Annotated in this window: 15 protein-coding genes; 10 read left to right on the forward strand and 5 right to left on the reverse strand. The window is 33.4% G+C overall.

Going from position 1 to position 20989, the window contains the following annotated elements:
* The first annotated feature begins 525 nt into the window (after positions 1-525).
* Complete coding sequence (locus AC4FQ3_RS05280; protein ID WP_302095278.1) at positions 526-1719, forward strand: hypothetical protein; 1194 nt, start codon at positions 526-528, stop codon at positions 1717-1719.
* Positions 1720-1770: 51 nt separating this feature from the next.
* On the opposite strand, the gene AC4FQ3_RS05285 is transcribed toward AC4FQ3_RS05280, so the two are convergent.
* Positions 1771-5211 carry a methylmalonyl-CoA mutase family protein gene (locus AC4FQ3_RS05285; RefSeq protein ID WP_491181130.1) on the reverse strand — a complete coding sequence of 1147 codons (3441 nt, stop codon included), beginning with the start codon at positions 5209-5211 and terminating at the stop codon, positions 1771-1773.
* A 342-nt stretch (positions 5212-5553) separates the two neighbouring features.
* Between AC4FQ3_RS05285 and AC4FQ3_RS05290 the strand changes: the two genes are divergently transcribed.
* From AC4FQ3_RS05290 to purU, 7 genes are all read left to right on the forward strand, one after another.
* Positions 5554-7125: a L,D-transpeptidase family protein gene (locus AC4FQ3_RS05290; RefSeq protein WP_491181131.1), complete on the forward strand. Its 1572-nt coding sequence runs from the start codon at positions 5554-5556 to the stop codon at positions 7123-7125.
* Positions 7126-7375: 250 nt separating this feature from the next.
* Positions 7376-8242, forward strand: coding sequence for an SGNH/GDSL hydrolase family protein (locus AC4FQ3_RS05295; protein ID WP_491181132.1), 867 nt, complete (start codon positions 7376-7378; stop codon positions 8240-8242).
* A gap of 237 nt (positions 8243-8479) precedes the next feature.
* On the forward strand, positions 8480-8821 hold the full coding sequence (locus AC4FQ3_RS05300) for a hypothetical protein (protein ID WP_491181133.1): 342 nt from the start codon (positions 8480-8482) through the stop codon (positions 8819-8821).
* Positions 8822-8993: 172 nt separating this feature from the next.
* Positions 8994-9416, forward strand: coding sequence for a cytochrome c oxidase assembly factor Coa1 family protein (locus tag AC4FQ3_RS05305; RefSeq protein WP_463461724.1), 423 nt, complete (start codon positions 8994-8996; stop codon positions 9414-9416).
* Between the two features lie 78 nt (positions 9417-9494).
* Entirely contained in the window at positions 9495-10007 is a 513-nt protein-coding gene (locus tag AC4FQ3_RS05310; protein ID WP_491181134.1) for a hypothetical protein, read from the forward strand.
* 224 nt (positions 10008-10231) lie between these two features.
* The gene (locus tag AC4FQ3_RS05315; protein ID WP_302095271.1) at positions 10232-10951 is read left to right on the forward strand and encodes a DUF4197 domain-containing protein; all 720 of its coding nucleotides are present in this window, start codon (positions 10232-10234) and stop codon (positions 10949-10951) included.
* Between the two features lie 109 nt (positions 10952-11060).
* Positions 11061-11915, forward strand: coding sequence for a formyltetrahydrofolate deformylase (purU, locus tag AC4FQ3_RS05320; protein ID WP_491181135.1), 855 nt, complete (start codon positions 11061-11063; stop codon positions 11913-11915).
* A gap of 437 nt (positions 11916-12352) precedes the next feature.
* Here the strand turns inward: purU and AC4FQ3_RS05325 are convergent, their stop codons facing one another.
* A complete protein-coding gene (locus AC4FQ3_RS05325) occupies positions 12353-13831 on the reverse strand; it encodes a catalase (protein WP_491181136.1) in 1479 nt (492 codons plus the stop codon).
* A gap of 750 nt (positions 13832-14581) precedes the next feature.
* Here AC4FQ3_RS05325 and AC4FQ3_RS05330 point away from each other — a divergent pair.
* A complete protein-coding gene (locus AC4FQ3_RS05330) occupies positions 14582-15592 on the forward strand; it encodes an aldo/keto reductase (protein WP_491181137.1) in 1011 nt (336 codons plus the stop codon).
* Positions 15593-15683: 91 nt separating this feature from the next.
* Entirely contained in the window at positions 15684-16604 is a 921-nt protein-coding gene (locus AC4FQ3_RS05335; RefSeq protein ID WP_491181138.1) for a helix-turn-helix domain-containing protein, read from the forward strand.
* A gap of 250 nt (positions 16605-16854) precedes the next feature.
* Here AC4FQ3_RS05335 and AC4FQ3_RS05340 read toward each other — a convergent pair whose 3' ends face one another.
* From AC4FQ3_RS05340 to AC4FQ3_RS05350, 3 genes are all read right to left on the reverse strand, one after another.
* Complete coding sequence (locus tag AC4FQ3_RS05340; RefSeq protein WP_491181139.1) at positions 16855-17655, reverse strand: ABC transporter substrate-binding protein; 801 nt, start codon at positions 17653-17655, stop codon at positions 16855-16857.
* Between the two features lie 81 nt (positions 17656-17736).
* Complete coding sequence (gene pyrF / locus AC4FQ3_RS05345) at positions 17737-18564, reverse strand: orotidine-5'-phosphate decarboxylase (RefSeq protein WP_491181140.1); 828 nt, start codon at positions 18562-18564, stop codon at positions 17737-17739.
* Positions 18565-18678: 114 nt separating this feature from the next.
* On the reverse strand, positions 18679-20862 hold the full coding sequence (locus tag AC4FQ3_RS05350; RefSeq protein ID WP_491181141.1) for a DUF5723 family protein: 2184 nt from the start codon (positions 20860-20862) through the stop codon (positions 18679-18681).
* Between the last annotated feature and the right edge of the window lie 127 nt (positions 20863-20989).

Consider the following 20989-nt stretch of genomic DNA (forward strand, 5'->3'; position numbering starts at 1 on the left):
TTTATACAATATAATTATTGCTTCTTTATTTTAAATTTGGCTTTAAATCTAATCAATTTTTATCAAAAATTTCTTGATAATTATTTTATTTATAATTAAGGTTGTAAACAAAAACAGTTGGTGCGAATGTCTTACGAATAAATTTTAATTTATATTATAAATTTTAATTTTTCAAATAACACATAATATGAATCTTTTTGTTTTTTTTCTTTAATAACAAATGGCAAATAGATGGGTTACTTAAATAATATTTCATACCCGCAACAAATTTATTTTTTGATTCTCTTTGTAGATTATTGGAACGGGTACGAAGTCGGGAGACTTCGCACAGCGATCGTCAAATTTTATGAATGAAGACTTTGAAGAGCTGGTTTTCATTTGCTAAATCAACAAATAACTTTCAGTACGAGACAGGGCAAGAAAATTAATTTATCGTTTTTTAAATACTCTAAACCTCATTTCAAAAGCGCTTTTTTATTTTTTAATTTTTGTATGTTTGCTCTTACCAAAAACTAAAATTAATATATGGAAAGTGAAAATTTACCCAAAAAAACACTAGAAGGTGTTCGAAAACTTTTAGAAACGTTGCCATCCGTCACTTATGGGGCTAATGTAATGTCATACTTAACCATTAACGACTATGGAACAGGCCAAGATGCATTTAATTTATTGAAAGAGGATTTCGAAAATTTAGATTTATCAAAAGTTTACGAAAGCGGTGAATTAGTAAAGGATATAAAAAAGCAAAAAAAGGAGTTAGCTTCTATAACAAAACAACATACCTCATTAGTTGAAATTTTTGGAGAAGATGGAGGAGGTGGGCCTGGGACATTAACACGAAAGTTAATTGAACAGTTAGAGAAAGAGATTTCTGATTTAATCAAAAAAAGAGATGATCTAGCAGCTGAAGTTATTGAAGCTGAAAACAATACTGCACATAGAATTTCAGAGTTTGAGACTAAAGTGAGTAGTGCAGAATCTGAATCCCAAGTTGATTTATTACAAATTACCGCGAAAATTACAGCAGCTGAAAACGAAGCTACGTTAAAAGTTCAAGACACTCAACGTAAAGCTGCTGGAAAAGTTCGCATTATTGAACAATTCAGTGATTTTTTAGCAGAGACTAATTCTAATATGAAGCTGTACTTTTGGGTAATATTTTTTTTAACACTATGTGCTGTTATAACAGTTGCGTTAAGTGTTCCAACTTTATTAAAATGTTTTGAAACTTACAATTCTTATTTAACACTTTTAGGTTGCAATGCAAGTTCTTGGCAGATATTAAATTCTGCTGTTGGAATTCTGATTGTAAAACTCCCTTGGGCATTATGCTTAAGCGCTGTTTTTACTGGTATGTATAGATTACTAAAAAGTTTACTTATTACTTATGAAAAAATAAATCAAGATAAAAGAAACATGTCTGCCATATATGCTGTTTCTGGAAATATCGCATCAGCTCTCAATGATTATGGTATGGCAATTGCTGAACATGAAATGGAAGATGATGAAAATGGAGAAATGGTTACCGTTTTACGAGCTAAAAATAAAGAGGTAAATCAAAAAAGAGAAAGCTTAAAATGGAATCAAATAATGAATTATTTTGAAGGAATGCAACATCACAAAGTTGATGTTCCTGAAGCTGAAGATCCTGATAAACTTAAACCAATAACAGATTTACTGGGTAAACTGATTGACAAAGTTCCAACTACCAATTCATAAAAAAAACCTCTCAATAATGAGAGGTTTTCCATAAATATAAAATAATAAAAATTACATATTCCTTCTATACTGCCCGCCCACTTCAAACAAAGCCGAAGTAATCTGACCAAGCGAACAAACCTTAGTAGCTTCCATTAAATGGTCGAATAAGTTTTCGTTTTTAATCGCGGCTTCTTGCAGTTTGTTGAGATGCTCGTTTACTTTTGCTTCATGAAACTGATGTAAATTATCCAGCATCGTAATTTGATATTGTTTTTCTTCTTCGGTGGCGCGAATTACTTCTGCCGGAATTACCGTTGGAGAACCTTTTGAACTCAAAAACGTGTTTACGCCCACAATTGGGAAATCTCCGTTGTGTTTTAGGGTTTCGTAATACAAACTTTCTTCCTGAATTTTAGAGCGTTGGTACATGGTTTCCATTGCACCCAAAACTCCGCCACGTTCTGTGATTCGGTCGAATTCCTGTAAAACGGCTGCTTCTACCAAATCGGTTAATTCTTCGATGATAAACGATCCCTGAATTGGGTTTTCGTTTTTAGCCAAACCTAATTCTTTATTAATAATCAACTGAATTGCCATTGCTCTACGAACAGATTCTTCTGTTGGTGTTGTAATCGCTTCGTCGTATGCATTAGTGTGCAACGAATTACAGTTGTCGTAAATCGCATATAAAGCCTGCAAAGTCGTTCTAATATCATTAAAATCAATTTCCTGTGCGTGTAACGAACGTCCGGAAGTCTGAATATGGTATTTCAACATTTGTGCTCTTTCGTTGGCTCCATATTTGTTTTTCATGGCTTTTGCCCAAATTTTACGCGCCACACGACCAATTACAGAATATTCAGGATCAACTCCGTTCGAGAAGAAGAACGATAAATTTGGTCCAAAATCGTTTATGCTCATTCCGCGGCTTAAGTAATATTCCACGTAAGTGAAACCATTTGAAAGCGTGAAAGCCAATTGCGTAATAGGGTTCGCTCCTGCCTCTGCAATATGATATCCTGAAATTGAAACCGAATAAAAATTACGAACGTTTTTGGTGATAAAATATTCCTGAACATCGCCCATTAATCGCAACGCAAATTCAGTTGAGAAAATACAGGTATTTTGCGCTTGATCTTCTTTTAAAATATCAGCCTGAACTGTACCACGAACTTGTGATAATGTTCTGGCTTTTATTTCATTATAAACTTCCAAAGGTAAAACCTGATCTCCGGTAACGCCCAAAAGCATTAATCCTAAACCATTGTTTCCTTCCGGTAAATCACCTTGATATTTAGGACGTTCTAATCCGCTTTCTTTATATATTTTGTTGATTTTCGCTTCAACTTCTTTTTCTAAATCATTCTCCTTAATATAATACTCACATTGCTGATCGATTGCCGCGTTCATAAAAAAGCCCAACAACATTGGCGCTGGCCCGTTAATGGTCATACTTACAGAGGTTAACGCATGAACCAAATCAAAACCTGAATACAGTTTTTTAGCATCATCCAGACAACAAATCGAAACTCCGGCATTTCCAATTTTTCCGTAAATATCAGGTCGAATATCAGGATCGTTTCCGTATAAAGTAACGCTGTCAAAAGCGGTAGAAAGTCGTTTTGCCGGCAATCCTGCACTCACATAATGAAAACGTTTGTTGGTTCTTTCCGGTCCGCCCTCGCCCGCAAACATTCTCGACGGATCTTCGCCTTCACGTTTAAACGGATATAATCCTGAAGCAAACGGAAATTCTCCGGGAACATTTTCCTGTAAATTCCAACGTAAAATATCGCCCCAGGCTTCGTATTTTGGCAAAGCAATTTTCGGAATCTGAAGGTGCGATAAACTTTCGGTATGTGTCGCGATTTTGATTTCTTTATCACGCACTTTAAACGAATAAACCGGATTTTTATATTTGTTTACTTTCTCGTCCCAATTCAGGATAATTTCCCAATTGTACGGATCTAAATCCATTTTTACTTTATCGAACTGATTTAGTAAAAGATTAAGGAAGATTCTATTTTCATCATGTGCTTCGGTTGCGCTTGGCAAAACTGTTGAATCGTCAATCCCAGCTTTTGTAATTTGTGGAATTTTTCCTGAAACAGATTCTATTGTTTTAAAGATTCCGTATAGTTTCTGCGCTACTTTTTGCTGCGAAAGCGCACTTTCATCATAAGATCTGTTGTTCTCTGCAATTTCAGATAAATAACGCGTTCTGTGTGGCGGAATCACAAAGATTTTCTCGCTCATTTCTCGCGTGATTTCAAAAGTCGAAACTAGATTTGAATCTGTTTTTTCGACAATTTTATCCATAATCGCCTTGTAAAGCGTATTCATTCCAGGATCGTTAAACTGCGAAGCGATCGTTCCGAAAACCGGCATTTCGTCCGGATTTTTATCCCATAAATTATGGTTTCTTTGATATTGTTTCTTAACGTCGCGAATCGCATCAAGTGCGCCTCTTTTATCGAATTTATTCAAAGCTACTAAATCGGCAAAATCAAGCATATCGATTTTCTCCAATTGTGTCGCGGCTCCAAATTCTGGCGTCATTACATATAAGGACACATCAGAATGGTCCATAATCTCGGTATCTGATTGCCCAATTCCTGAAGTTTCCAGAATAATCAAATCGTATTTTGCGGCTTTTAAAACCTGAATTGCTTCGGCTACATATTTAGACAAAGCCAAATTCGACTGACGCGTTGCCAGTGAACGCATGTAAACTCGTGGATTATTAATCGCATTCATACGGATTCTGTCTCCCAAAAGTGCACCTCCGGTTTTTCTTTTAGAAGGATCGACAGAAATTAATCCGATTGTTTTTTCCGGGAAATCAATTAAAAAACGACGAACCAATTCGTCAACCAAAGATGATTTTCCGGCTCCACCTGTTCCGGTAATTCCTAAAACAGGAATTTTAGAATTGGCATTATTTTCGTGAATTTGATCAAAAACAGGTTTTGCGATTTCCGGGAAATTCTCTGCTGCCGAAATTAATCTGGCAATAGCCGTTGGGGTTTTATTTTCGATGTGATCGATTTCTCCGTTTAGTTTATCTCCAATAGGATAATCAGATCGTTCTACCAAATCATTAATCATTCCCTGTAAACCCAAAGAACGGCCATCATCAGGAGAATAAATTCTTGTAATTCCATATTCATGCAATTCAGAAATTTCGCTTGGAAGGATTACGCCGCCCCCACCGCCAAAAATCTTGATGTGCCCCGCTCCTTTTTCATGAAGCAAGTCATACATATATTTAAAGTACTCATTGTGCCCACCTTGGTACGATGTCATGGCAATAGCATTTGCATCTTCCTGAATAGCGGTATTTACCACTTCTTCTACACTTCGGTCGTGACCTAAATGAATTACTTCGACTCCGGTAGACTGGATAATGCGTCGCATGATATTAATCGCAGCATCATGTCCGTCAAAAAGAGATGCAGCAGTAACAATTCTTACTTTATTTTTAGGAATATATGGTATTTGTTGGTCCATTTTATGAATATGATAATTTTAAGGGAGCAATTTACAAAATATTTTAATATTTGTTTATACCTGAAGCTTTATGTTAATAAAAAAATCCACTCTTCATTTTCTTTTCATTTCATATTTCACACTTAACATTTCACACACAAAGGGTAACAATTTTCATATCTATCGTATTTATCTTATATAAGTCTTATAAAAATGTTAATAACATGGCAATCATGAAAGATTTAAATTTAATATAACAAACTGTTTTCCAGCACACTGAAGTAATTTAGCAATGTAAAAAATCCCCAAATTTTTACCCAAAACTTTTACCGTCAAGTAATTAACGTAAAAATTTTAAACACAATGAAAACATTATATCCACTATCACTAATTATAGCTGCAAGTTTTTTTCTATCTTCTTTTAACAGAGCAGAAAAAGACATTAATTCTTCTAAAAACACCACAAAAATTGCAGCTGTTTACAATTCAGATACTGATAATCTGGAGAAGCTTTCAAAAGAATTCTTTAAAAGATATTCGGATTTAAAAAAATATAAATCTGATATCATGTCTTTGTACAAAAAAAGAGCCTTGGGAACAATTTGGTTTGATGAAGATCAGATCAATGAATTTGGTTCTGTATTATACGAAAAAGCAAAAAAAACAAATGATTTGAATATCCCATATCAAAAAGAAATTGACGAGCTTTTTTCTTCATCTGAAACAAAACTATCTAAAATAGATGCTGATATGCTCTTAAGTTCTTTATATGTTATTTATACTCAAAAAAATAATTCAGATTCTAAGAAAAAAATATCCTACAATGATACGCTAAAAGATTTCCTTAACTATAGTACTATCGAACAGGCAACTGCTTCAACAACAGAAAATGTTAAGGTAGAATATGATCAATATTACAAATTACAAGACGTTCTTAAAAAATATAAAAAATTAGACCGATCAAATAAATGGAAACTTATTGTTCCGGAAGAAGTGCCTTATAAAGATTTGCGTCCCGATGCTGTTTCCAGCACTATAGCACAAGTCAGAACTCGTTTGTATTTATTAGGAGATTTAAAAAATGATTCTAAAAGTAATATTTACGATCGTGAACTGATGGATGCCGTAATGAAATATAAAGTTCGCAACGGGTTTAAACCCAACTATATTTTAGCAGAAGAACATATTAAAGAAATGAATGTGCCGCTTTCTGATAAAATGGAAACGCTAAAACTTAACATGGAAAGATGTCGCGCTATTTCGGCTCAAATTGCCAGCAGCGATGAGTATGTTTTAGTAAATATTCCTTCGTACGAATTAATTTATGTTAAAAATGGAAAGATACAATTGACCTCGAATGTATTTGTTGGTGCGCCATTAACTAAAACAACCATTTTTAATGGTGAAATTGACAGAATTGTTTTTAGCCCATATTGGACGATTCCGCAAAGTATTGTGAACAATGAATTAAAAAGTAAAATGGCTGAAGATAAAAATTATCTGGCTGAAAAAAATATGGAAATAGTAAATGGTCAGGTAAGACAAAAACCAGGTCCGGACAACTCTTTAGGATTGGTAAAATTCATGTTTCCAAACCCGGATGATATTTATATGCACGATACACCATCTAAAACTTTATTTGATTTTGAAAAAAGAACTTTCAGCCATGGTTGTATAAATGTACAAAAAGCAAAAGAATTAGCGGTTGCAATGCTTGCCGATTACCCGGAATGGACTCCCGCTAAAATTGATAAAGCTATGGATGGCCAAAAAGAAAACAGCTTTAAATTATCTAAAAAAGTGCCAATCTACATTAGTTATTTTACTTCATTGGTAAATGAAAATGGTGAAGTTGGTTTCTATCAGGATGTTTATGAAAGAGATAATGAATTGGACAAAATTTTGCATACTGAAGAAGCCGTTGGCATTAAATAATATTTATTAGTCAGCACAGACTTAAGTTTTAACTAAAGATAGCTTTTTGTTACACCTTTTAGAAATTGATTTTTTGGAAGAGTAACAAGAAGCTATTTTTGTTGTTTTTATTTTTAATTATTTATCGAATAAAAGATTGTCTTAAAACACAAACTTTAAAACTTTTATAGCTAATTGATCCTACCCATAAAAAAGACCTTTGCACGTATTTTCTACAAAATATTTGAAAGTACTTTTAATTGGTTTAAAAATGAAAAAACACATATTAATTTTCAGCATTGCAGCTGTTTTTTTTATTTCCTGCAATAAATATACTTCATCTAAAACAACCTCTGAAAAAAACATTCCACATCCTAAACCCCCAGAAACAAAAGCGCCTCAACGTATATTGTTTATAGGAAACAGCCAAACAGAATATTTTGTAAGCGCTCCAATAATGTTTGAAGAATTTTGCAGAGCCAATAATCAACGAATGAATGTTGACCAATTAATTACAGTTGGCGTTTCATTACAAAAAGTTTATACTACAAACAAAACAGAAGCTAATCAAAAATTTTCTAATAAAGATAAAGATGGCAATTATTACGATTATGTAGTTGTTCAGGAGGCAACTGACATAGCCTTATCTGACATTGAAAATTATAAGGTGAATGTAAAAATGATTGTCGAAAAAATACATAAAAACAGTCCAGATGTGGCCGTATATATTTATCAGGGAATTCCGCCTGTCTCTTATACTGATTCTGATTATCTGGAAGATCATGATAGGATGCGTAAAAATGCCATTTCAGTTATGGGCTTTATAAAAAACGCAGGATTATTAAGAGTTGGTGATGCCGTTAAAGACGCCTACGCTGGTAGAAACGGTTATAAATATCTGGTTGACAACAAAGACAATCTGCGCTATGGAAAACATACGCTGCATCTTTTAAACGATGGTGGTTTTTTACAATCAATTTTGCTTTATGCTACCATTTTTGACCAAAAACCAATCATTCCAAAAAAACTTCTGTTAATTACAGGAACTGGATATTTTGATTCAATGAGAAAACAAGAAGTTACTAAGGCAATTAGCAATCCCGAAGCCTTAAAAGAAATAGCCTTCAATAATCGTTAATTGCAATTTTTATTTAATTTTCAATATAAAAAAGTTTTAAGGCTTACTAGAAACTATTTTTTTGCACTTCATATCTTATTTTTATTCATTAATAATACTCTGTAATCTATTTACTACAAATAAATCCTTCAGAATAAAAAATAGCCTAACTTATTAATTTCAAACCTCTTAGGGGATAATTAAATCTAAAAATCGACGGAAATTTGCATCATAATAATACCACTAAAATTAATTATCATGAAAACAGAAAATATCGAAGGATTATCACTTTTTGAAATAAATATGTTACTTCAACAAGGCGGAAGATTTGTAATGTTTCCAAACTTGATGACCAAAACTAAAAGTTCTACAATCTATTTTGTTCGTCCGGAAGAAAAAGTATTCAAGTACAGTTTAAGACATTTCCTGAAAAATTTAAAAAACGCCTGGCGTACGTTGCCCTTAAGACCCTTTTATGTTTCCAAATCTTTATTTTATTTAGCGATTGGCGGTAGAGTTTATACTCACAACATTTTAGCCGATTTAAAACAAATAAATCCTGTTTATAACCCTAATTTATATTGCTTACAATACGTATAAATTTTAATTTTAATTCAATATAACACAAAATCCTACTAGTAAATCCCATTACTTTAATTAAGTAATGGGATTTTTCTTTTTGTAAAATATTGAGGAGAAAAATGACCCGTTAAATCTAATAAATTTCCATACATTTATTTTTTATTACCCAGCAAAAAAAATTAAAGATTCTATGGAAGATTCAAATAGCGAACATATTAAAAAAGACTGGTTTACCCGAAACTGGAAATGGTTTGTACCAACAGGATGTTTAAGTATTTTAGTGCTTTTTGGCTTGTTTATAGCAGGGATTTTCTTTGGAGTAACCTCCATAATGAAGGATTCCGACGCTTACAAAGGTGCAATGACAGAAGCACAAAATAATAAATTAGTGATTGAAAAATTAGGGAATAAAATTGAATCAGACGGAATGGTTTCGGGCAGTATTAATGTAAGCAATAATACCGGAAACTGTGACATACAAATTCCCATAAAAGGATCTAAAGGAACAGGAACTTTATTTGTAGTTGCCACTAAAAGAGGAAAATGGAAATACAATGAATTGTCTGTTTATATTGAAAAAACCGAAGAAGAGATTAATTTATTACAGAAATAAATCCTTTTATAACCCCTAAAATTATTACAATTGAGATTATTTTGCCTTTTCTGTTTATTCCTTTTTCAAAACACTTTATTGTTCGCACAGTCTGATGCCAAATATCATGGTTTTACAGATCGAATTTTGCAATTTTCAAAACCAAACAAAGTTTTATATAACCATATTGATGCACAGGGAAATGGTTCTATCGAATACACAAATCCAAAAAAACAGATACTTCGCTTTCGTGTACTTAATCATAAACTACAAATATTACATGGCGGAATTGCTTATCAATTGTTTATTTATGAGAATAACTATTTACAAAAAATGGCAACTTTTGACAGCAATGGAAAACTAGCCGGCGAAAGAGAATCTCAAAATGAAGCAATAGTCCAATTTATTGTAGAGAAAAAAGAGGAATATCTCAGGAAAAAGAAAATATTAGACGATGCCGAGGGTAATATTGATATGAAAGATGACAGTAAGGAACAAATAATAAGAATAAAATTATTCGATTCCAATAATCGCCCGATAATAGATTTGCATTCTAAATATATTTCGAGCAAAGAGTATTATAATAATTGTCATAGAATGTATTGGCCGTAAAGAAAGTTGCTATCCCGAAGTTTCGGGACTAAGGTTCTAAGATGCTAAGATAATGCGTAGAATTTATCATTCAAACAACCTGAATAGTAAAAACTCAGAACCTTAGTATCTCAGAATTTTAGAACCTTAAAAAAAACAAACAAAATCTTTCTGCTCCCGAAATAAAATTGTGGCTTTGTTTTTGAATAAGTAGTATTTTTGAAACTTAAAATAACCCCCATCTAATGAAAAAGATTTTATTATTGACTATTGTTACATTTTCTCTTGCTTCTTGTGCGCAAGTACAACAGACCTTAAACCAATTGCCACAATTGGCATCACAATTTCCCAGCGGAAGTGTTGATATTGCTTCTGGATTAAAAGAAGCTTTAAATAAAGGAATTACTCAACAAGTAAGTAAATTAACCGCAGTTGATGGTTTTTATAAAAACGAAGCTGTAAAAATTTTAATGCCTGCCGAATTACAAAAAGTAGATGCAACTTTACGTAAAGTTGGTCTTAGTTCATTGGCAGATGAAGGTGTTAAAATGCTAAATCGTGCAGCCGAAGATGCTGTGAAAGAAGCAACACCAATATTTGTATCAGCTGTAAAAAATATGTCTTTTACAGATGCTAAAAATATTTTACTTGGAAATGACAGTGCTGCAACAACTTATTTGCAAGGAAGTACAACAACAGCTTTATACGGAAAATTTAATCCGGTAATTAAAAGTTCTTTTGAAAAAGTGGGTGCCGATGTAGTCTGGACAAAAATCATCAATAAGTACAACACCATTCCATTGGTAAAAAAAGTAAATCCTGATTTAACAGATTATACTACAACTCAGGCTTTGTCCGGTGTTTTTAAAATGATTGCTGTTGAAGAAAAAGATATCCGTAACAACATTAGTGCAAGAACAACGCCTTTATTAAAAAGCGTGTTTGCTATGCAGGACGGGAAATAATTTTTTATGTTTAACTGTTTAATCGTTTTATTGTTTAATCGAAACTATCGATAAGACATTCAAACGATTAAACAAATAAACAGCTAACCGATTAACCAACCAAAAAACAATGCAAAAAATTACCATTCTGATTCATTGCAAAGACCAAAAAGGTATTATTGCCGCAGTGACTACTTTTATTGCAAAAGTAGAAGGAAATATTACCTACATTGACCAGCATGTTGATGTAGAACAAAATGTATTTTTTATGCGATTAGAGTGTGAATTGACAAATCACCACATTACTATTGAAGGCTTAAAAGAAGATTTTAATCAAACTATTGCAACAGATTTTAACATGTCATGGGATTTGTACAATCAGGAACAAAAACCAAAAATGGCTTTGTTTGTTTCTAAGTATGATCACTGCCTTTTTGATATTTTGGGCCGTTACAGCGCAGGAGAATTGAATATCGAAATTCCGTTAATTATAAGCAATCATAATGATTTACGATCGATAGCAGAGCGTTTTGATATTCCGTTTCATTGTGTTCCTTTTACAAAAGATAATAAAGAAGAAGGCGAAGCCAAACAAATAGAACTGCTGAAAAGATATCAGATTAATTTTATTGTACTGGCACGTTATATGCAAATTATAACGCCAAATTTGATCGCACTTTACGAGAATAAAATTATTAATATCCATCATTCGTTTTTACCTGCATTTCCAGGAGCAAAACCTTATCATTCCGCTTTTAAGCGTGGTGTAAAAATTATTGGTGCAACAAGTCATTATGTTACGGCAGAATTAGACGAAGGCCCAATTATTGAGCAGGATATTGCGAGGGTTTCTCATATACATTCTGTTGATGATTTTATCATGAAAGGACGTGATTTGGAGCGTATTGTTTTGGCAAGAGCCATAAAACTACATGCAGAACGTAAAACAATGGTTTATAGTAATAAGACTGTTGTTTTTTCTTAGGAACTAAGGTTCTGAGATACTAAGTTTCTAAGTTTTTTTTACCGCAAAGAGCGCAAAGATTTACGCTAAGTTCGCTAAGCTTTCTTTAATTCTTTGAACTTAAAAATAATGTTGAGTAACGTTCGCAATGCTTTGTCAACATCAAAACTCTGAGCCTTTAACACTCTGTACCTTTGTACCTTTTAAAATATAAAACCCGACAGGTCTTAAAATCTGTCGGGTTTCATTGTATATAATATCATATCTTTTTTTGTCTTTCGACGAAAGGAGAAATCACATAATGTAATCATCCTCCTTTTTAGGGATTAAAATCCCCGGCTACAATATAAATCGTTCCTCCGGAACTTTTTAGACATGTCGGGTACTTTGAGATAAAGTAAAAAAACTTTGAACCTTTGACTCTGAGCCTCTGAACTTTGAACCTTTGAACCTTTTTCCTAAACTCTTGGATCGGCAAAACTATTTACCTGCTCCATTGTTAATCCTAATGCGGTTGCAACACCTTCTCCATAAGCCGGATCTGCTTTATAACAATTTCTGATGTGACGAATCTGAATAAATAATTGTGCTCCTCCTACTTGCGCTGCAGTATTTTTGAATAATAATTGTTTCTTCTCGTCTGTCAGTAAACGGAATAATAAACCCGGTTGAGTAAAATAATCTGCATCATCTTCTCTAAAATTATGTGCATAGGCATCACCATGGAGTGCTAATGGCGGCTCTTTAAATTCTGGCTGTTCCTGCCATTCGCTAAAACTGTTTGGTTCATAATGTTTGCGGCTTCCAAAATTACCATCTACGCGCATAGCTCCGTCTCTGTGAAAACTATTATATGGGCATCTTGAAGAGTTTACCGGAATTTGATAATTATTTACACCCAAACGATAACGGTGGGCATCTCCGTATGAAAACAAACGTGCCTGAAGCATTTTATCCGGAGAGAAACTTATTCCCGGAACAATATGTGCGGGATTAAAAGCAGCTTGCTCTACTTCTGCAAAATAATTTTCGGGATTTTTATTAAGTTCGAATTCTCCAACAGGGATAAGCGGAAAATCTCCTTTTAGCCAAACTTTTGTCAAATCAAAAGGATGAAAACGATAAGTAGCGGCTTGCTCTTCGCTCATTATTTGAACAAACATTTTCCATTTCGGAAAATTTCCTTCTTCGATAGCATCGTATAAATCTCTTTGGTGACTTTCTCTGTCGCCGCCTACTAACAAGGCAGCTTCTTCATCAGATAAATTTTCAATTCCTTGTTGTGACACAAAATGGAATTTTACGTAATGTCTTTCATTTTGAGCATTTAAAAAGCTAAATGTATGGCTTCCAAATCCGTGCATTTCACGATACGATCTTGGGATTCCTCTGTCGCTCATTACAATTGTAATCTGATGTAGCGCTTCGGGCAATAATGTCCAAAAATCCCAATTGTTATCAGCACTTCTTAAGTTGGTTCTTGGATCACGTTTTACGGCATGATTTAAGTCTGGAAATTTCATCGGATCACGAAAAAAGAAAACCGGAGTATTATTTCCTACCAAATCCCAATTTCCTTCATTTGTATAAAATTTCATTGCAAAACCGCGAATATCTCTTTCAGCATCAGCAGCGCCTCTTTCTCCTGCAACAGTTGAAAACCGAACAAACATATCTGTTTTTTTTCCAATTTCCGAAAATATGTCGGCTCTTGTATATTTTGTAATGTCGTGAGTTACAGTAAAAGTTCCATAAGCACCTGAACCTTTTGCATGCATTCTGCGTTCCGGAATTACTTCACGATCAAAATGCGCCATTTTTTCTAAAAACCAAAAATCTTGTAATAAAACAGGTCCGCGAGGACCAGCAGTATGAATGTTTTGATTGTCCGGAACAGGGGTTCCTGTTGCAGTTGTTAATTTTTTGTTTGTTTCCATGTTGCTGACATTTAATATTTTATCAAATATACAAACTAATCTTACGAAAAATATAAGTAAAAATTGATTGTTGCTATATTTTAATAACCAAAAATTATTTATAGCTACAGAATCCTCAAAACAGAGATCATAAAAAATCTTAACTTATGTCCAACAAAGTAATAACAAAACCTTAACAGCAGAACATTCATATATGTCTGATCTTTGTAATGTAATAAACTGGTTATTTATTATTTTGGTTTTGGTTAGTTAAATGATGCCGGCGTCTTCGAGATGCCGGCATTCTTTATTTATATAAGTTTTGTTTTTAGTTTCAGGTTTCAGGTTGGTTTGAACATAATTTTACCACAGAGATCCACAAAGTTTTACCACAGAGATCCACAAAGGTTTTTTTTAGCCACGAATTTATATTGTAAATTGTTCAATTATACTTTGAACGTAATTTTTACCGCAAAGCACACAAAGATCTTTCGCAAAGGTTTACTTAATATTATAATAAGTAGGCAAAGTTCTCAAAGCTAAATCAACACAAAGCTTTGTGAACTTTGGCTTTTTATAAAATAAATAAAGAACTTTGCGAATCTCTGTGAAAAAACTTTGTGGATCTCTGTGGTAAAACTAAGCTCAAAATAATAAACTAAAAACTCTTTCCTCATTTTGGATACAACTACAAGGGATTTGGCTACTTTACAACTTTATAGTTGATGGATCTTTGTGTTATTAAATTAAAACACAAAAATCTAGCAAATTATGAGCACAATACAAAAATTTAAATTAGGAAATCAAGGGCTTGTTGTTCCTAATATTGGTTTGGGATGTATGGGAATGACCCAAATTGCAGGAATGGATATTTATGGCAAAGCCGATGAAAAAGAAGCTATTACAACAATTCACAGATCACTTGAGTTAGGTGGAAATTTTCTGGACACAGCCGATTTATATGGTCCGTTATTGAATGAAAGATTAGTAGCAAAAGCTATAAAAGGCAATCGTGATGCTTATGTTATAGCTACAAAATTTGGCTATGAAATTGATGATAACGAACAACTTACGTGGCAGTTTAACGGCAAGAAAGAATATGTAAAAAAAGCGGTAGAACGTTCTCTAAAAAACCTGGGAACGGATTATATTGATTTGTATTATTTACATAGACTTGACCCAAATACCCCAATTGAAGAAACTGTGCAGGCAATGGCTGATTTGGTAAAAGAAGGAAAAGTGGGTTATATCGGATTATCTGAAGTTTCATCTGAAACGATACGCAAAGCACACAAAATTCATCCTTTGACTGCAGTACAAACAGAATATTCTTTATTTGAAAGAAGCGCTGAAGAAGCTGGTATTTTAGATACCCTAAACGAATTAGAAATTGGTTTTGTTGCCTATTCTCCACTCGGAAGAGGTTTTATTTCGGGAGATATAAAAAGTCCGGATGATTTTGATGATACTGATTTCAGAAAAGCAATTCCGCGTTTTCAGGGAGAACAATTTTATAAAAACATAGAATTGGTAAATGAAATTCAGAAAATGGCAAACGAAAAACAAATCACCGCTTCTCAATTGGCACTTTCATGGATTGCATCAAAAAATATTTTAGCCATTCCGGGAACGAAAAGAGTAAAATATGTTGAGCAAAATATCGCCGCTGCGCAAATGGTTCTTTCTGCAGACGCAATGAATCGATTAGAATCGATTATTCCACTTGGTACACAAACCGGTGCCAGATATGATGCTGCTAATATGGCTGGAATTGATCAATAATTTGCTTAAATAAATCACTCAGGAAAAGTTATCTTTACGGTAGCTTTTCCTCTTTTATATGTTTTAATATATTAGTTTTAAATATTTCGCTATGAAAAAAGAAGTTCATATTCCTTATACAATTCAATCCATCTCAGAATTACATTCTTTACTCAAAATTCCAAAACCGGAACATCCTTTAGTCAGTTTTGTCGATTTAAGTAAAATAACCTGCCATTTTGATGACAATCTAAAAAGTGTTGTTTATTCTTTTTATACCGTTTGCATCAAAAAAGGTTTTACTGGAAAAATGAAATACGGACAAAATACCTATGACTTTGATGAAGGTGTAATGACTTTTATGTCACCAGGACAAGTAATTTCTACAGAAGTTAGCGTTGATACGGCAGTTTATGGTGCAATGCTAGTAATACATCCTGATTTTATTCAAAATTATGCTTTGTCCAAAAACATAAAAGATTATGGTTATTTTTCATATGCCGTTAGCGAAGCTTTACATCTTTCTGACAAAGAACAAATTATGATTACCGGTATCATGAAAAATATTGAACAGGAATATTGTTCTTCCATCGATGCTTTTAGTCAGGACGTAATGGTTTCTCATATCGAACTGCTGCTTAATTATTGTAACCGTTTCTATAACAGACAATTTATTACCCGAAAAAATGTCAATAACACTCTTTTAAGCAAACTAGAAACTTTGTTATCTGATTATTTTGAAGGAGATAAAGTTCAAAAATTCGGATTGCCTACAGTGGCTTATCTTTCAGATGAACTGAATGTTTCTCCAAATTATTTAAGTGATATGCTGCGTTCCTTAACAGGACAAAGTACACAGCATCATATTCACAATAAAATTATCGAAAAGGCAAAAGAATTACTAACAACAACTTCGTTAAGTGTGAGCGAAACGGCTTTTCAATTGGGTTTTGAATATCCGCAATCATTTAATAAATTGTTTAAAAGCAAAACCAATGTATCGCCTTTAGAGTTTAGAAGTTCGTTTAATTAATTTTTAAATAAAAACGGGATATTTTACTTTGAACATAATTTTACCGCAAAGTTCGCAAAGATTTTTCGCAAAGATTCGCAAAGGTTTATTTCATAATATAAGTAGGCAAAGTTCGCAAAGCTAAATCAACACATAGCTTTGCGAACTTTTTCTTTTATAAAAGCTTTATAGTAAAAAAGCTTTGCGAACTTTGCGGTAAAATTATGTTCAAAGTTTGGCAACTTGGAATTTGGAATTTAAAAATTGAAATTTAGTTTTTCAATCTTTCGTGAAGTATTTTAAAATACGGAAACGCTTTTAACAATCGGCTGCCATGCCAGGAAAACATTTCACCGTCAACGAAAATAGTTTTTGCGTGATGCGTAAAACGTCCTATTTCAAAAGCATCTTCTTCTTTAAAAGGGTAAGGCTCTGAGGAAAGAAAAACCAAATCAGGATCGCCTTCCAATCTCATTTTTTTGAGTTCTATTTCAGGATAACGTCCTTTGTCTTCGTATATATTCTGAAAATGATTCAGTTTTAATAATTCATTGATGTAGGTGTCATTTCCGGCAACCATATAAGGATCTTTCCAAATAAAATAAGCGGCTTTTTGCACCGGAATATCCTGAATGTATTTTTTGAAATCGCTTAAAGCAAAAGCCAGTTTGTCGTTCCACTTTTGCGCTTCGGTTCTGCAATTAAAAATCTGCCCGAAGTCAGAAATCATCTGAAAATTATCTTCTACAGAAATAATATTCGTTACCCAAACCGGGCAAATCGCACTTAATTGCTCGACAATTTCCTGTGTATTTTCTTCTTTATTACAGATGATAATATCGGGCTGCAAGAGTTTTATTTTTTCAAAATGAATCTTTTTGGTTCCGCCAACCACTTTTTTGGTTGATTTAAAATGATATGGATGTACACAAAACTTAGTTATTCCGATGATTCTTTCTTCTAAACCTAAATCAAACAACAACTCGGTTTGAGATGGTACTAACGAAATGATTCGTTTTGGAGAACTTTCAAAAGAATGTAAAGTGCCTATTTGATCTTTGAGTTGTTTCATGTTTGTTTTGTTTCAGGTTTCAAGTTATTGGATTGTGCATGTTTTTTACCACAGAGTTACACAAAGTAAAGCAATGAAACTTTAAACCTGAAACTTGAAATTAATTATCTCTTCCATTTCTTTTTGAACTGAAAGCGCTTCTTCCCTTGCCTTTTCTGCAAAGTCAGTTCCTTTTGAGGCGTAGATAATTGCTCTTGCAGAATTCACCAATAAGCCAACTTTGTCGTTCATTCCGTATTTGCAAACTTCAGATAAACTTCCGCCCTGCGCGCCGATTCCGGGAACTAATAAAAAGCTATCGGGAACAATTTTTCTTATCTCTGCAAAATATTCTGCTTTTGTAGCGCCTACAACGTACATTAAGTTCTGACTGTTTTTCCAAGTTTTAGAGGTTTCTAAAACCTGTTTATATAATTCTTTACCGTTTACATTTAAAGTCTGAAAATCGAAAGCTCCTTCGTTTGAAGTTAAGGCTAACATTATAGTATGTTTGTTTTCGAATGCCAGAAAAGGTTCAACCGAATCTTTTCCCATATAGGGCGCAACGGTTACACTATCAAAATTTAAATCTTCAAAAAAAGCTTTTGCATACATACTTGAAGTGTTTCCGATATCACCACGTTTTGCATCGGCAATGGTAAACATTTCAGGAAAATTCTCGTTGATGTAATTGATTGTTTTTTGTAATGAAATCCATCCTTTTATTCCATAGGCTTCAAAAAAAGCTGTATTTGGTTTGTATCCCACAGCCAAATCGTGCGTGGCATCAATTATTGCTTTATTGAACTCGAAAATAGGATCTTCGGTTTCTAATAAATGAGGTGGAATTTTGGTTAAATCAGGATCTAATCCAACGCATAAAAATGATTTTTTTTGAAGAATTTGTTCGTGTAGTTGTTGTGTTGTCATTCTTGTTTTTTTAGTTCTTCTAATTTCAAAGAAATGGCTCTTTTTAGAAAGTATGCAAAAATAAAAAAAGCCACTCAATTAAGAATGGCTTTTTGGTATTATATTCAGTTTGGTTTACAAATTACCTAAGTAAACAATTTCTGTTCTTCTGTTTTCTGCTCTTCCAGAAGCGGTTTTATTTGATTTAACCGGTTTTGTAGATCCAAATCCCTGAGAAGTTAGATTTGCAGGGTTTACACCTTTTTCAATTAAAAGATCCATTACTGCTTTTGCTCTGGCTTCAGATAATTTTTGGTTTGCTTTTGCATTTCCAACATTATCTGTATGACCGTTAATGGCAAATTTAGCATTTGGATAATTTTTCAATATCTCTTTTATAGCGTCTAATCTTCCAGAAGTTACACCTTTTTTAGCGTCATTTAAAGTCGCTTTTCCAGTTACGAAGAAGATAGATTTTGCTTCTACTTTTAATTGTTCTAATGTCGCTTTGGTTACTTTAGGACAACCTTTATTTTCTGCAGGACCTGCAATTAAAGGACAATCATCTTCTTTGTCAGAAACACCGTCTTTATCAGCATCAAGATCCGGACAACCTTTATTTTCAACTAAACCTGCAACATCCGGACAAGCATCGTCTTTATCTAAAACGCTGTCTCCATCTGTATCCGGCCAAGGACATCCTTTGTTTTCTACCGGACCGGCAACTGCTGGGCAAGCATCAACATTGTCTAATAGAGTATCTCCATCTGTATCTTTCCAAGGACAACCTTTGTTTTCTTTTGGACCTGCAACAGCTGCACAAGCATCGTCTTTATCAAAAACACCATCTGCATCGGTATCTGGCCATGGGCAGCCATTATTTTCTGCCGGACCTGCTACTTTTCTACAAGAATCCTCTTTGTCTATTACACCGTCTTCATCAGTGTCTTTAAATTTCTTTTCGTAAACCGGAATTTTCAATCCAAGGTAAAAATCAGCTGCTTTAGATTCTTTCGAAACTAAATTACTAAGAATCGATCCCGAACCTACGAAGAAAGTTCCAACACGTAATCCTGAACCAACTTGTGTTCCGCTGTATTCCATCCAGGTAACTGGTAAATAAAAACTAAACCATCTGCTTTCGTAACGAGGTGATAAACTCACTCTGTTTGCAATACCATTTCCGTTTAGTTTACCTGAAGATACCATATTAATATCTCCGTTAAGATTCAGGTAAAACTTATTGTGAATATTCCAGTCTACATCAGGATGAAGCGCTGTTGGTAAATTTGTTTTTAATCCTTTTGAAGTTGAAACTTTTGTATAATGTTCATTCAAAAAGTCGTAAAAATCATCTGCATTATCAATCATTTCCTGAGTGATAGAGCCATTTACGTTGTAAGTATCCTGTTTAGCATCTTTGTAATTGATAGATCCAATATCTGTTACAGACAATCCAAAACGTACTTTGTATTTATTTAAATCTCTGAAATTATTATCAGCAGGTTTTGCTTTACTTAGATCATATTTATCATAATCCGGTCTCCATTCGTACACAAGTCCGAAATCAAAACCAAAACCTCTTGAATTAGCATCAAACTCATAATCCTTGTTGGTTTCCCAATCCTGGCTTGTACCAATAGTAAGCTGCCCTTGAGAATTTAAGGTTCCTTTCTCAGGATTTGTAGTATTTTCAACATAGGAAAGATTGATATTATTTCCCTGAATATATCCGTTTGTTCCACCCTGAAGGTATTTTGCCGTAATACCTCCTTTTAAAAAATGTTGGTCTTTTTGATATAAAACTGCTGCGTATGAAATACCCAATTCTCCCCATGAATTGGAAGATCCATTGGCGTTTCCGGCATTAAAATTAAAATCGCTTGCTTTATCCAGACCTTCTTTAACCTGATCAACAAGATTTCCGTTAATGTTTCTCAAATTGCTTACAGATCTTGCTCTTGTAAAAACCGCGATAGTATGTTTTGGAGCAATGTTGAACATGAACGATGGTCCCATAATATCAAAATTAATCACCGCATTGTTTGCATTTGATGGTGATACTTTAGACTGAGTGTCAAAATCATATCCGTCTTTATAAACATCAGAAAGTTTAACTCCGTATAAATCATTTTGCACAGACCCGCTTATAGAAAACAAGTTAATATCTGTTTTAAAACGAGAATCGGCTATAGAAGCCGGATTGAAAAGAACGCTTTGAACTCCGGCGTAGTTGTCCTGAAAATACCCGATGTAGGATTGGGCATTAACGGTTAAAGTGCATGTAAAAAGAAATAAAATAAGTAGTGTTTTTTTCATTTAGAATTTGGTTTAAAATTTAGTTGGCGGCAAAACTACAATAATAGATTTGTTATTATGTTATGCTAACATTGAATTCATGTAACATCTTTAATAAATTATGTAAATAAAAAACTTAGTGTGTTTT

This window comes from Flavobacterium sp. AK-345, assembly GCF_058310175.1.

Coding starts and splice junctions, on each gene's coding strand:
- AC4FQ3_RS05350 (WP_491181141.1), bottom strand. CDS start 20,862: ATGAAAAAAACACTACTTATTTTATTTCTTTTTACATGCACTTTAACC.
- AC4FQ3_RS05315 (WP_302095271.1), top strand. CDS start 10,232: ATGAAAAAGATTTTATTATTGACTATTGTTACATTTTCTCTTGCTTCT.
- AC4FQ3_RS05290 (WP_491181131.1), top strand. CDS start 5,554: ATGAAAACATTATATCCACTATCACTAATTATAGCTGCAAGTTTTTTT.
- AC4FQ3_RS05335 (WP_491181138.1), top strand. CDS start 15,684: ATGAAAAAAGAAGTTCATATTCCTTATACAATTCAATCCATCTCAGAA.
- AC4FQ3_RS05325 (WP_491181136.1), bottom strand. CDS start 13,831: ATGGAAACAAACAAAAAATTAACAACTGCAACAGGAACCCCTGTTCCG.
- AC4FQ3_RS05300 (WP_491181133.1), top strand. CDS start 8,480: ATGAAAACAGAAAATATCGAAGGATTATCACTTTTTGAAATAAATATG.
- purU (WP_491181135.1), top strand. CDS start 11,061: ATGCAAAAAATTACCATTCTGATTCATTGCAAAGACCAAAAAGGTATT.
- AC4FQ3_RS05285 (WP_491181130.1), bottom strand. CDS start 5,211: ATGGACCAACAAATACCATATATTCCTAAAAATAAAGTAAGAATTGTT.
- AC4FQ3_RS05330 (WP_491181137.1), top strand. CDS start 14,582: ATGAGCACAATACAAAAATTTAAATTAGGAAATCAAGGGCTTGTTGTT.
- AC4FQ3_RS05305 (WP_463461724.1), top strand. CDS start 8,994: ATGGAAGATTCAAATAGCGAACATATTAAAAAAGACTGGTTTACCCGA.
- AC4FQ3_RS05340 (WP_491181139.1), bottom strand. CDS start 17,655: ATGAAACAACTCAAAGATCAAATAGGCACTTTACATTCTTTTGAAAGT.
- AC4FQ3_RS05280 (WP_302095278.1), top strand. CDS start 526: ATGGAAAGTGAAAATTTACCCAAAAAAACACTAGAAGGTGTTCGAAAA.
- AC4FQ3_RS05295 (WP_491181132.1), top strand. CDS start 7,376: ATGAAAAAACACATATTAATTTTCAGCATTGCAGCTGTTTTTTTTATT.
- pyrF (WP_491181140.1), bottom strand. CDS start 18,564: ATGACAACACAACAACTACACGAACAAATTCTTCAAAAAAAATCATTT.